This is a genomic window from Streptomyces sp. AK02-01A (assembly GCF_033795305.1).
GTDB lineage: Bacteria > Actinomycetota > Actinomycetes > Streptomycetales > Streptomycetaceae > Streptomyces.
This window is the reverse complement of record NZ_JARBAE010000038.1, coordinates 45607-57543: the sequence shown is the minus strand read 5'-3', so window position 1 is coordinate 57543 and position 11937 is coordinate 45607. Positions and strand designations below refer to the sequence as shown.

General features: G+C 70.8%; 12 protein-coding genes and 1 pseudogene. 12 read left to right on the top strand and 1 reads right to left on the bottom strand.

The genetic code is table 11. The features are described 5' to 3' along the window. Positions 1-86 precede the first annotated feature (86 nt). The 9 genes from lepB (PV679_RS27920) to PV679_RS27880 all read left to right on the top strand — a co-directional run bounded on the left by lepB (PV679_RS27920) (position 87) and on the right by PV679_RS27880 (position 7905). On the top strand, positions 87-1148 hold the full coding sequence (lepB, locus tag PV679_RS27920) for a signal peptidase I (protein WP_416069819.1): 1062 nt from the start codon (positions 87-89) through the stop codon (positions 1146-1148). Between the two features lie 59 nt (positions 1149-1207). After that, positions 1208-1969, top strand: coding sequence for a signal peptidase I (lepB, locus tag PV679_RS27915; protein ID WP_319683196.1), 762 nt, complete (start codon positions 1208-1210; stop codon positions 1967-1969). After that, complete coding sequence (locus tag PV679_RS27910) at positions 1959-2510, top strand: NUDIX hydrolase (RefSeq protein ID WP_416069818.1); 552 nt, start codon at positions 1959-1961, stop codon at positions 2508-2510. Before lepB (PV679_RS27915) ends, PV679_RS27910 begins: the two co-directional genes overlap by 11 nt. A 55-nt stretch (positions 2511-2565) precedes the next feature. After that, on the top strand, positions 2566-2874 hold the full coding sequence (locus PV679_RS27905) for a DUF2469 domain-containing protein (RefSeq protein ID WP_014675276.1): 309 nt from the start codon (positions 2566-2568) through the stop codon (positions 2872-2874). Positions 2875-3039: 165 nt separating this feature from the next. After that, positions 3040-3417 (top strand): YraN family protein, encoded by a 378-nt coding sequence (locus tag PV679_RS27900; RefSeq protein ID WP_319683195.1) that lies wholly within the window; start codon positions 3040-3042, stop codon positions 3415-3417. Continuing rightward, positions 3417-5045, top strand: a complete 1629-nt coding sequence (locus PV679_RS27895; protein ID WP_319683194.1) for a YifB family Mg chelatase-like AAA ATPase — start codon at positions 3417-3419, stop codon at positions 5043-5045. The genes PV679_RS27900 and PV679_RS27895 overlap by 1 nt, the downstream gene beginning before the upstream one ends. Further along, a complete protein-coding gene (gene dprA / locus PV679_RS27890) occupies positions 5042-6181 on the top strand; it encodes a DNA-processing protein DprA (protein WP_319683193.1) in 1140 nt (379 codons plus the stop codon). Before PV679_RS27895 ends, dprA begins: the two co-directional genes overlap by 4 nt. Before the next feature lie 268 nt (positions 6182-6449). After that, positions 6450-7286 carry an RNA polymerase sigma factor WhiG gene (gene whiG / locus PV679_RS27885; protein WP_319683192.1) on the top strand — a complete coding sequence of 279 codons (837 nt, stop codon included), beginning with the start codon at positions 6450-6452 and terminating at the stop codon, positions 7284-7286. Positions 7287-7365: 79 nt separating this feature from the next. Next, positions 7366-7905: a TetR/AcrR family transcriptional regulator gene (locus tag PV679_RS27880; RefSeq protein ID WP_319683220.1), complete on the top strand. Its 540-nt coding sequence runs from the start codon at positions 7366-7368 to the stop codon at positions 7903-7905. Between the two features lie 229 nt (positions 7906-8134). Here PV679_RS27880 and PV679_RS27875 read toward each other — a convergent pair. Next, positions 8135-8677: pseudogene (locus PV679_RS27875) on the bottom strand (murein hydrolase activator EnvC family protein); the annotation flags it as partial. A 335-nt stretch (positions 8678-9012) separates the two neighbouring features. Here PV679_RS27875 and rpsB point away from each other — a divergent pair. The 3 genes from rpsB (at position 9013) to pyrH (ending at position 11834) form a co-directional block, all read left to right on the top strand. Next, positions 9013-9948 (top strand): 30S ribosomal protein S2, encoded by a 936-nt coding sequence (rpsB, locus tag PV679_RS27870; RefSeq protein ID WP_319683191.1) that lies wholly within the window; start codon positions 9013-9015, stop codon positions 9946-9948. An 86-nt stretch (positions 9949-10034) separates the two neighbouring features. Next, positions 10035-10877, top strand: a complete 843-nt coding sequence (gene tsf / locus PV679_RS27865; RefSeq protein ID WP_319683190.1) for a translation elongation factor Ts — start codon at positions 10035-10037, stop codon at positions 10875-10877. Between the two features lie 168 nt (positions 10878-11045). Further along, positions 11046-11834, top strand: coding sequence for a UMP kinase (pyrH, locus tag PV679_RS27860; protein WP_319683189.1), 789 nt, complete (start codon positions 11046-11048; stop codon positions 11832-11834). Positions 11835-11937: the final 103 nt, after the last annotated feature.

Below are 11937 nucleotides of genomic sequence, written 5' to 3'. Positions count from 1 at the left end.
CCGGGACGGGCGCGGAGCCGGTGGCGGAGGCGGAGGCCGGAGCCGAGCCGCAGGCGGACGCGGCGGCCGTGGCCGGTACGGAGCCGGTGGCCGGTGCGGAGGTCAAGGCCGGAGCCGATGCCGTGGCCGGTACGGAGCCCGCGGCCGGTGCGCGATCTGAGACGGATACGGAACCGAAGGCCGGTACCGAACCGAAGGACGGAACGGGAGCCGTGGCAGTGACTGGACCGGGTACGGGTACGGAGTCGGTCGGCGGGACCGAAGGGGTCACCGTGACCGCGCTGGCGAGTGACGCGGGACCCGGGAGCGTTTCCGGACCCGCGACCGCACCCGGGCCGGAGAGCGAGATTCCGGACAGCGGAGACTCCGGTGCGGCGAAGCAGCGGTCCTTCTGGAAGGAGCTGCCGCTCCTGATCGGGATCGCGCTGCTGCTCGCTCTGCTGATCAAGACTTTCCTGGTGCAGGCGTTCTCGATCCCGTCCGATTCGATGCAGGACACCCTGCAGCGGGGCGACCGGGTGCTGGTGGACAAGCTCACACCCTGGTTCGGCTCCGAGCCGGAGCGCGGCGAGGTCGTGGTCTTCCACGACCCGGGCGGCTGGCTTGAGGACGCCGAGACACCTGATCCGAATGTGGCGCAGAAGTTCCTCAGCTTTATCGGTCTGATGCCGTCCGCCGAGGAGAAGGACCTGATCAAGCGGGTCATCGCGGTCGGCGGCGACACGGTGGAGTGCAAGAAGGGCGGCAAGGTCCAGGTCAATGGACATCCGCTGAACGAGTCCGGGCACATCTATCCCGGGAACACTCCCTGTGACGACGAGCCGTTCGGGCCGATCCATGTTCCTCAGGGCCGGATCTGGGTGATGGGTGATCACCGGCAGAACTCGCTCGACTCCCGCTACCACCAGGAGCTGCCCGGACGCGGCACGGTCTCCACGGACGAGGTCGTCGGGCGCGCCTTCGTCGTCGCCTGGCCGCTCAACCGCTGGTCCCTGCTTCCGGTGCCGGACACCTTCGACCAGCCCGGGCTGAGCACCGCGGCCTCGGTGGCCTCCGCCGCGGCGCCCGGTGCGATCGGCCTCGCCGGCGCGGTGCCGCTCGTACTGTGGCGCCGGAGGAGGCTGACCGGCGGCTCTACCGCCGGGTAGGGTGCCGTCCCAGATCGTCGACCTCCGGCGGTCATTCTCCGGATCGGGAGAGTGCTGGGATGAGCGGAACCGGACGTACGAACGGCGGCCCCGGCCGGCTCGGCAATGTGCTGTCGGGGCTGGCCGTGGCCGTCGGCTGTGTGCTCTTCCTCGGAGGCTTCGTCTGGGGAGCCGTCGAGTACCGGCCGTACACCGTGCCGACCAACTCCATGGATCCCACCGTGAAGGCCGGGGACCGGATTCTGGCGCAACGGATATCCGGCGGTGCGGCACGGCGCGGGGACGTGGTGGTCTTCACCGACTCGCAGTGGGGCAACATGCCGATGGTGAAGAGAGTGGTCGGGGTCGGCGGCGACAAGATCGCCTGCTGTGACACGGACGGCCGGCTCACCGTGAACGGTGAGGCGGTCGAGGAACCATATGTGCGCGGGGCCATCGGCGGGCGCGCCTCCATGAACGACTTCTCCGCGACGGTGCCTGAGGACCAGCTCTTCCTGCTCGGTGACGAGCGCGGCGCCTCGCTCGACTCCCGCCTGCATCTCCAGGATCCCGGTCAGGGCTCGGTGCCGCGCTCGGCCGTGGACGCGCGCGTCGACGCCGTCGCCTGGCCGCTGGGCGGCCTGGTCGACCGGCCGAAGGGCTTCGCGGCACTGCCGGGCGGAGTGTCCGGACCGGGGCCGCTGAAACTGCTCGCCGGCTCCGTGGTGGCCGGGGCGCTGCTGATTCTGGGCGGTGCGGCCTACGGGCCGGTCGCGGGGCTGGTGTCGAAGCGGCGCCGGGCCGCGCGGCCCGGTGAAAGGGTGTCCGCCGGTGTCCGCTGAGAGCGCGCCGTCCGCGCCTGGTGAGGATGGGCCGCGAGCCGGCGCCGCATCCACCGCGGACGCGCCGCGAAAGGTGGCGCGCGTGGTGCTGCTCGACGCCGACGACCGCATCCTTCTGCTGCACGGACACGAGCCCGGCGCCCCGGAGGACGACTGGTGGTTCACACCGGGTGGCGGCCTGGAGGGCGACGAGAGCAGACAAGAGGCCGCGCTGCGCGAACTGGCGGAGGAGACCGGGATCACACAGGTGGAACTGGGGCCCGTGCTGTGGCGCCGGATCTGCTCCTTTCCGTTCGACGGACGGCGCTGGCACCAGGACGAGTGGTACTTCCTGGCACGTACGACACAGACCGAAGCCTCTCCCGGCGGGCTGACCGAGCTGGAGCTGCGCAGTGTCGCGGGGCTGAGGTGGTGGACCTCCGCCGAACTGTCGGCGGCGCGTGAGACGGTGTATCCGACCAGGCTCGCCGAGCTGCTGCGCACGCTGCTCGACGAGGGTCCTCCGGATGCGCCGGTGGTCCTCGCTCCCGAAATCGTCTAGGGGTGCGAGGGGCCGGAGCACAATAGGGGGACGTACGGCTGAAGGGGAACATGCCATGAGTGCCGAGGACCTCGAGAAGTACGAGACCGAGATGGAGCTGAAGCTCTACCGGGAGTACCGCGATGTCGTCGGTTTGTTCAAATACGTGATCGAGACCGAGCGTCGCTTCTATCTCACCAACGATTACGAGATGCAGGTGCATTCGGTACAGGGCGAGGTCTTTTTCGAGGTCACGATGGCGGACGCGTGGGTCTGGGACATGTACAGGCCGGCCAGGTTCGTCAAGCAAGTGCGGGTGCTCACGTTCAAGGACGTGAATATCGAGGAGCTGAACAAGAGCGATCTCGAACTCCCGGGGGGCTGAAGAGCATGACGGCGCGGGTGGTGCGGCCGGTCCCGGCCGCACCGCGCCGCTGTCCGGGGCCTTACTCGGGAGGGTGACCGAGTTATCCACAACCGCCGAGTTGTCCACCAAGATCCACTAGCTGCGGGCGGTCGCGTCAGAGTCGGTACCGGAGGTGGTGCCGAGATGAACGCGACGGGTGCGCTGGGACGGTACGGCGAGGAGCTGGCGGCGCGGGAGCTGACCGCGGCCGGGATGACGGTGCTGGCCCGGAACTGGCGGTGCGGCAGGACCGGCGAGATCGACATCGTGGCCCGGGACAGTGACGTCCGGGGCGCGGACGTGCTCGTGGTGTGCGAGGTGAAGACCCGCAGGACCGGGGCGTTCGAGCATCCGATGGCGGCGGTCACACCGGCGAAGGCGGACCGGCTGAGGCGGCTCGCCGCCTGCTGGCTGGAGCGGCATGGCGGACCGCCTCCCGGAGGGGTGCGCATCGACCTGGTCGGGGTGGTGCTGCCGGCTCGCGGCGGACCCGTGGTCGAGCACGCGCGAGGAGTGGCCTGATGGGCTTCGCGCGCGCGTGTTCGGTGGCGCTGGTCGGTGTCGAGGGCGTGGTGGTCGAGGTCCAGGCGGACCTGGAACCAGGCGTCGCCGCCTTCACCCTGGTGGGGCTGCCGGACAAGAGTCTGGTGGAGAGCCGGGACCGGGTCAGGGCGGCGGTGGTCAATTCCGGCGCGGAGTGGCCGCAGAAGAAACTCACGGTGGGGCTGAGCCCCGCCTCCGTACCGAAGAGCGGCAGCGGATTCGATCTCGCCGTGGCCAGTGCCGTGCTCGGAGCGGCGGAGCGTATTGACCCGTCGGCGATCGCCGATCTGGTGCTGATCGGTGAGCTGGGTCTGGACGGGCGCGTCCGGCCGGTGCGCGGAGTGCTGCCGGCGGTGCTCGCCGCGGCCGAGGCCGGCTACCGGCAGGTTGTCGTCCCGGAGCAGACGGCCGGCGAGGCGTCCCTGGTGCCCGGAGTGTCGGTCCTCGGCGTGCGGAGCCTGCGGCAGCTCATCGCCGTACTGGCCGGTGAGCCGGTGCCCGAGGAGCCGCGGGAGCTCGGACAGGGACGTCCCGACGCGACGCTGGCCGGTCTGATGGTGCCGGGCGCGGGAGTGAGCACGGGCCTTGCCGGTGGCGGCCGGGACGGCGGCGGACACCGGCCCGACCTGGCCGACGTGGCGGGCCAGGCGGCGGCGCGCACGGCCCTGGAGGTGGCCGCCGCCGGCGGACATCATCTGCTGCTGCAAGGGCCGCCGGGGGCGGGCAAGACGATGCTGGCGGAAAGGCTGCCGGCGGTTCTGCCGCCCCTGACCAGACAGGAATCCCTGGAGGTCACCGCGGTGCACTCGGTGGCGGGCACACTGCCGCCCGGTGAGCCGCTCGTCCGCGCCGCGCCGTACTGCGCACCGCACCACTCGGCGACCATGCAGTCACTGGTCGGCGGCGGGAACGGCCTGCCGAGACCGGGCGCGGTGTCGCTGGCCCACCACGGCGTGCTCTTTCTGGATGAGGCTCCTGAGTTCTCCGGACGGGCCCTGGACGCGCTGCGGCAGCCGCTGGAGTCGGGCCATGTGGTGGTGGCGCGCAGCGCGGGAGTGGTGCGGCTGCCGGCCCGCTTCCTGATGATCCTGGCGGCCAATCCCTGCCCGTGCGGACGGCACACGCTGCAGGGCGCGGGGTGTGAGTGTCCGCCGTCAGTGATCCGCCGCTATCAGTCGCGGCTGTCCGGGCCGCTGCTCGACCGGGTCGATCTACGGGTCGAGGTGCGGCCCGTCCACCGCACCGATCTGATGGGACAGGGCGGCGGAAGCGAGTCCACGGCGACCGTCGCCGCGCGCGTGCGGGAGGCCAGAGCGCGCTCGGCGGCCCGGCTGGAGGGGACACCGTGGTCGGTGAACAGCGAGGTGCCCGGCCATGAGCTGCGTACCCGCTGGCTCGCCGCACCCGGTGCGCTCGCCGCCGCGGAACACGATCTGGAACGAGGCATGCTCACCGCCCGCGGCCTGGACCGGGTGCTGCGAGTGGCCTGGACGGCCGCGGATCTCGCCGGGCGCGACCGGCCGGAGGCACGCGACGTCGATCTGGCGCTGGAGTTGCGGACCGGCATCTCCCGGGGCGCGACGGCCGCCGCCGGAGGCGTGTCATGACGTCCGGCGTCGGCGAGCGGGAGCGACTGGCGCGCGCCGCGCTCACCCGGGTGTTCGAGCCGGGAGACGAGCGCGGCGGGCGGTGGCTGCGGGAGTTCGGCGCGGTCGGACTACTGGCTCGCCTCACCTCGCGGGACGACGAGCGGGATCAGCTCACAGGAGCCGGTGAGCAGCGGCTCGGCGGCTATCGGCTTCGCGCCGCGGCCGCCGTCCCCGAGCGTGATCTCTCGGTGGTGGCCGCGCTCGGCGGCCGGTTCGTCTGCCCCGGAGACGCGGAGTGGCCCAGCCAGCTCGACGACCTGGGGTCGGCCGGACCCGTCGGACTCTGGGTGCGGGGCCGGCCGGACCTGCGGATCTGGTCGCTGCGCTCCGTCGCCGTCGTCGGCGCCCGGGCGTGTACCCCGTACGGGGCACATATGGCGGCGAGTCTCGGCGCGGGCCTCGCCGAACGCGGCTGGGTGGTGACGTCCGGCGCCGCGTTCGGGGTCGACGGCTCGGCGCACCGGGGCGCGCTGGCGGCGGGCGGCGCCACCGTCGCCGTGCTCGCCTGCGGCGTCGACGTCGCCTATCCCCGTGGTCACGCCGAGTTGATCGGACGCATCGCCGAACAGGGACTGGTCATCGGTGAGCTGCCGCCGGGTGATCATCCCACCCGTGGCAGGTTCGTCCTGCGCAACCGAGTGATCGCCGCACTCACCAGAGGCACCGTCGTCGTGGAGGCGCAGTACCGCAGCGGATCACTGGCCACGGCGCGCGGCGCCCAGCGGCTCGGCCGCTTCACCATGGGTGTGCCAGGACCGGCCACCAGCGGGCTCTCGGCAGGCGTGCACGAACTGCTGCGCGGTGAGGGAGTGCTGGTCACGGATGCCGACGAAGTGGTCGAACTGGTCGGCGACATCGGTGACCTCGCTCCTCTCCGCCGCGGACCCGTACTGCCCAGGGATCTGCTCGATCCCGTCAGCGCGCGGGTGCTGGACGCGCTGCCGGCCCGGGGCGCCGCCGACGGGAAGGCGATCGCGCGGGAGGCCGGCCTGACCGCCGACGAGACGCTTGGCAGGCTGTACGAGCTTCACTCGCTGGGGTTTGTCGCACGGCACGGCGACGTGTGGCGGCCGGTCCCTCGGGCGACACCGTAGGCCGCGGCGCGGCGAGGCGGTACTTGACCTGGAGCATTCGGGTGAAAAGGTGTGGGCGATGGTCCACGCATTCCTACCGGCGACACCCGGGGGGCCGACGTCATTGGCGTCGGCCCCGGACCGAAGGTGTGCCCGGCGGTGCCCACTCCGGCAGGCACGGGCGCCTGTTCTGCGGGTACCGCGACTCCGCAGTCACGCTACGCTCACGTGGATTCCGGCCCACACAGACATCCCCCGCACTTCACGGCAGAACGGCTCAAGGCAACGCATGCCCCAGCACACCTCCGGGTCTGACCGCGCGGCTGCGCCCCCCGCTGCCCGGGGCGCCATGCGGCCCCCCGCGCCCTCGACACTCGACGAGTTGTGGCGGTCGTACAAGACCACGGGCGACGAGCGGCTGCGAGAGCAGTTGATCCTGCACTACTCACCACTGGTGAAGTACGTCGCCGGCCGGGTGAGTGTGGGACTGCCGTCCAATGTCGAGCAGGCGGACTTCGTCTCCTCCGGGGTCTTCGGACTGATCGACGCGATCGAGAAGTTCGACATCGAGCGGTCGATCAAGTTCGAGACATACGCGATCACCCGTATCCGCGGCGCGATGATCGACGAACTCAGGGCCCTGGACTGGATCCCGCGCTCCGTACGGCAGAAGGCGCGGGCCGTGGAGCGTGCCTACGCCACGCTGGAGGCGCAGCTCAGGCGCACGCCCTCCGAGACGGAGGTCGCCGCCGAGATGGGGATCGCGCTGGAGGAACTGCACGCGGTTTTCAGCCAGTTGTCCCTGGCGAACGTCGTGGCGCTGGAGGAGCTGCTGCATGTCGGCGGCGAGGGCGGCGACCGGCTCAGCCTGATGGACACGCTGGAGGACACCGCCGCCGACGATCCGGTGGAGGTGGCCGAGGACCGGGAGCTGCGGCGGCTGCTGGCGCGCGCGATCAACACGCTTCCCGACCGCGAGAAGACCGTCGTCACGCTGTACTACTACGAGGGCCTCACCCTCGCGGAGATCGGCCATGTTCTCGGGGTGACCGAAAGCCGGGTCAGCCAGATCCACACGAAGTCCGTCCTGCAACTGCGGGCCAAGCTGGCCGACGTCGGACGGTGACGCCGTGTCGCCTCCACCGCATCCGTAGAGTGGAGCCGTGCCCAGGATTCGAGCGGCCTCCGTGGCCGAGCACCGGACCATGCAGCGCGGCGCCCTGCTGGACGCCGCACGCTCCCTCCTGTCCGAAGGCGGTACGGAAGCGCTGACCTTCCCCGCTCTCGCCGAGCGGACGGGCCTCGCCAGATCCTCGGTCTATGAATACTTCCGCTCGCGCGCCGCGGTCGTCGAGGAACTGTGCGCCGTCGACTTCCCGGTCTGGGCGGCGGAGGTGGAGGCCGCCATGGCCGGTGCCGATACGCCGGAGGCCCGGATCGAGGCGTATGTACGGCAGCAGCTCGCGCTGGTCGGAGACCGGCGGCACCGCGCGGTCGTCGCCATCTCCGCGAGTGAACTGGACGGCGGCGCCCGCGAGAAGATCCGCGCCGCGCACGGCGGACTGATCGCCATGATCGTGGACGCCCTCGCCGAACTGGGCCACCAGCGGCCGAGGCTGGCCGCGATGCTCCTTCAGGGCGTCGTCGACGCGGCGGTCCGCCGTATCGAACTGGGCGCGGCCGAGGATCCGGCGGAGATCGCCGAGGCCGCCGTGTCCATGGCGCTGCGCGGCGTACGGGGCTGAGCCCCGCAAGTCCGCCCAAGCCGCCGGACTCCGACTCCGTACCTCGCCTGACGAGGCGCCGACGCGGGAACCACCGAGGATCGTCGGGGATCCTTCGGCGCCTCGTCCGGCGGGCCCAGACCGCCATCGCCAGCAGGGCCGCCGTGTGCAGGGCGCCTGTCAGCGCGGGCAACGCCGCCGTTGACGCGCCGGCCGGTGGCACCGGCCGGACCACCGGCGCCGGAGCGGCCGTGCCCGGTTCCGGTACACCGAAGACCGGCAGCAGCCGGGACGGGCCCCGGCGGAGCAGCTCCGCGGGCAGCAGCGACAGCGGGTTCAGATAGACGTCGCCGCGCAGCAGCCCCCAGTGCAGACAGCCCACCGGGCAGTGGGACGCGGCAGCGGACGGGCCGGCCGCCAGCGTGGCCACCACTTGCCCGGCGGCCACCTCCGCGCCCGCGTCGACCAGCGGTTCCACCGGTTCGTATGTCGTTCGCAGCGGCGGAGTGTCCGTGCCTGGCAGCGTGATCGACAGCACCCCTTTGCTACCCACCCGGCCCGCGAAGGACACCCGGCCGGCGGCGGCCGCCCGCACCGGCGCGCCCGGCGCAGCGGCGAGGTCCACACCGCGGTGACCGGGGCCGTACGGCGTGGCCGGCGGATCCCAGCCCCGCACCACCGAGGGACGCGAGCCGACCGGCCAGGCCCGGCCGCCCGCGTCGGCCGGCGCTCCGGCGGCCCGGGAGGCGGACACGACGACACACAGCACGGCCACGGCAACGGTCGCGGCCATGGCGGGTACGACGACATACGTTCCGGTGCGCCGGAACAGCGAACGGACAGTGATCATGACGCCACCGTCTCCCAGCGGGACTCAACCGCGCTGATCATGCTCTGGTTCTGTGGAGTACTGACCGGTTGTGGACAGCGCCGTCACCCGGGGGTGCGAAGGTCCCGTACACTTCTTGTGGCGATCCGGGTCACCGGGTCGACTTCGCACGCCCCGTCATCGGCCTCTTCGTGCCGGTGTCAGCGCTTCTCGGTCCTTCGTGGCACAGCGCGGTCGGGGCGTCAGGCGCGACCGCCGTCCGGCGGACGCGACAACCGAGTACACCGAGGAGCACGGCCATGGCCGTCGTCACGATGCGGGAGCTGCTGGAGAGCGGCGTCCACTTCGGTCACCAGACCCGTCGTTGGAACCCGAAGATGAAGCGCTTCATCTTCACGGAGCGCAACGGCATCTACATCATCGACCTGCTCCAGTCGCTGTCGTACATCGACCGCGCCTACGAGTTCGTCAAGGAGACCGTCGCCCACGGCGGCTCCATCATGTTCGTCGGTACGAAGAAGCAGGCCCAGGAGGCCATCGCCGAGCAGGCGACGCGCGTGGGCATGCCCTACGTCAACCAGCGCTGGCTGGGCGGCATGCTCACCAACTTCTCCACCGTCTACAAGCGCCTTCAGCGTCTGAAGGAGCTTGAGCAGATCGACTTCGAGGACGTGGCCGCCTCCGGCCTCACCAAGAAGGAGCTCCTGGTCCTCTCCCGCGAGAAGGCCAAGCTGGAGAAGACCCTCGGTGGTATCCGCGAGATGCAGAAGGTGCCCAGCGCCGTCTGGATCGTCGACACCAAGAAGGAGCACATCGCCGTCGGTGAGGCGCGCAAGCTCCACATCCCGGTCGTCGCGATCCTCGACACCAACTGCGACCCCGACGAGGTCGACTACAAGATTCCGGGCAACGACGACGCGATCCGCTCCGTCACCCTGCTCACCCGTGTGATCGCCGACGCCGTCGCCGAGGGCCTCATCGCCCGTTCCGGTGTCGCCACCGGTGACTCGAAGCCGGGCGAGAAGGCCGCCGGCGAGCCGCTCGCCGAGTGGGAGCGCGACCTGCTCGAAGGCGAGAAGAAGGACGACGCCGAGAAGCCCGCCGAGGCCGTCGCCGCCGAGGCCGACGTGCAGACCTCCGCCGAGACGGAGAAGGTCGCCGACGCGGAGCAGGTCGACGAGGCCGCCGCGCCGGCCGAGACCGCTGCCCCGGCCGCGGACGCCGAGCAGGCCTGACCTCACAGGTTCGGATGATGACGGCGGGGGCTCCGGTCCCCGCCGTCCACCCGTAGATCTTCGACTTCCGAGAGAGACTCACAGACATGGCGAACTACACCGCCGCTGACGTCAAGAAGCTCCGCGAGCTCACCGGCGCCGGCATGATGGACTGCAAGAAGGCCCTGGACGAGGCCGACGGCAATGTCGACAAGGCCGTCGAGCTGCTCCGCGTCAAGGGCCAGAAGGGTGTCGCCAAGCGTGAGGGCCGCAACGCCGAGAACGGCGCCGTGGTCTCCCTCATCGCCGACGACCACACCTCCGGTGTGCTGCTGGAGCTGAAGTGCGAGACGGACTTCGTCGCCAAGGGTGACAAGTTCCAGGCCGTCGCCACCGCGCTCGCCGGCCATGTCGCCGCGACCGCCCCGGCCGACCTGGACGCCCTGCTCGCGTCCGAGATCGAGGCCGGCAAGACCGTCCAGGCGTACGTCGACGAGGCCAACGCCAACCTCGGCGAGAAGATCGTCCTGGACCGCTTCGCGCAGTTCCCCGCGGACGGCGGCTTCGTGGCCGCCTATATGCACCGCACCATGCCCGACCTTCCGCCGCAGGTCGGCGTGCTGGTCGAGCTGGACAAGGAGAACGCCGAGGTCGCCAAGGACATCGCGCAGCACATCGCCGCTTTCGCGCCGGCGTACCTCAGCCGTGAGGACGTCCCGGCCGACATCGTCGAGAACGAGCGCCGTGTCGCCGAGGCCACCTCGCGCGAGGAGGGCAAGCCCGAGGCCGCCCTGCCGAAGATCGTCGAGGGTCGCGTCAACGGCTTCTTCAAGGAGGTCACCCTCCTCGACCAGCCGTTCGCCAAGGACAACAAGAAGACCGTCAAGAAGATTCTGGACGAGGCCGGTGTCACGCTGAAGCGCTTCGCGCGCATCCGCGTCGGCGCCTGACCGTCAGCGCAGTCGTACACGCACGACGGCGGACCCCGCTAGGGTCGGGGACAGTCGCCGGACGAGTACGCGCCGGACGACCGCAGATCTGACGAGGAGGCCATTGCCGCTAGGGATACACACACCCACCGGCAATGGCCTTCTTCGTATGTGCACGAGGAGATCCCCATGAACAAGGGCGCGGACGCCATCCAGTCCCCCGATGACAAGGACGACAAGAGCGACCCCGGCAAAAAGGCCGGACGCTTCATGCTGAAACTGTCCGGTGAGGCGTTCGCCGGCCGGGGAGCGCTCGGCGTCGATCCCGACGTCGTACACGCGGTCGCCCGCGAGATCGCCGCCGTCGTCAGGGACGGTGCCCAGATCGCGGTCGTCATCGGCGGTGGCAACTTCTTCCGCGGCGCCGAACTCCAGCAGCGCGGCATGGACCGGGCCCGCTCCGACTACATGGGCATGCTCGGTACGGTCATGAACTGTCTGGCGCTCCAGGACTTCCTGGAGAAGGAGGGGATCGACTCCCGCGTCCAGACCGCCATCACCATGGGGCAGGTCGCGGAGCCGTATATCCCGCTGCGCGCCGTGCGCCACCTGGAGAAGGGCCGCGTCGTCATCTTCGGCGCCGGTATGGGCATGCCGTACTTCTCCACCGACACCACCGCCGCCCAGCGCGCCCTGGAGATCGACGCCGAGGCCCTGCTGATGGGGAAGAACGGTGTGGACGGGGTGTACGACTCCGATCCCAAGACCAACCCGGCCGCGGTCAAGTTCGACGCACTGGAGTACAGCGAGGTCATCGCCGGCGATCTGCGCGTCGCGGACATGACCGCCATCACGCTGTGCCAGGACAACAAGCTGCCGATCCTCGTCTTCGAATTGCTCACCGAGGGCAATATCGCGCGCGCGGTCAAGGGTGAGAAGATCGGCACGCTCGTGAGCGACCAGGGCACCCGGACCTGATCCGGGTCGGCCCCGCACGGGGATGGACAAAGCCCTGCCGGTCGGACACCGTGCAGGACAAGACGCGACGCAGGTTCCGCCGGACCGGCAGCAGGCCGGGCCC

Coding starts and splice junctions, on each gene's coding strand:
- dprA (WP_319683193.1), top strand. CDS start 5,042: ATGACGTCCGGCGTCGGCGAGCGGGAGCGACTGGCGCGCGCCGCGCTC.
- lepB (WP_319683196.1), top strand. CDS start 1,208: ATGAGCGGAACCGGACGTACGAACGGCGGCCCCGGCCGGCTCGGCAAT.
- rpsB (WP_319683191.1), top strand. CDS start 9,013: ATGGCCGTCGTCACGATGCGGGAGCTGCTGGAGAGCGGCGTCCACTTC.
- tsf (WP_319683190.1), top strand. CDS start 10,035: ATGGCGAACTACACCGCCGCTGACGTCAAGAAGCTCCGCGAGCTCACC.
- whiG (WP_319683192.1), top strand. CDS start 6,450: ATGCCCCAGCACACCTCCGGGTCTGACCGCGCGGCTGCGCCCCCCGCT.
- pyrH (WP_319683189.1), top strand. CDS start 11,046: ATGAACAAGGGCGCGGACGCCATCCAGTCCCCCGATGACAAGGACGAC.
- PV679_RS27900 (WP_319683195.1), top strand. CDS start 3,040: ATGAACGCGACGGGTGCGCTGGGACGGTACGGCGAGGAGCTGGCGGCG.
- PV679_RS27895 (WP_319683194.1), top strand. CDS start 3,417: ATGGGCTTCGCGCGCGCGTGTTCGGTGGCGCTGGTCGGTGTCGAGGGC.
- PV679_RS27905 (WP_014675276.1), top strand. CDS start 2,566: ATGAGTGCCGAGGACCTCGAGAAGTACGAGACCGAGATGGAGCTGAAG.
- PV679_RS27880 (WP_319683220.1), top strand. CDS start 7,366: ATGCAGCGCGGCGCCCTGCTGGACGCCGCACGCTCCCTCCTGTCCGAA.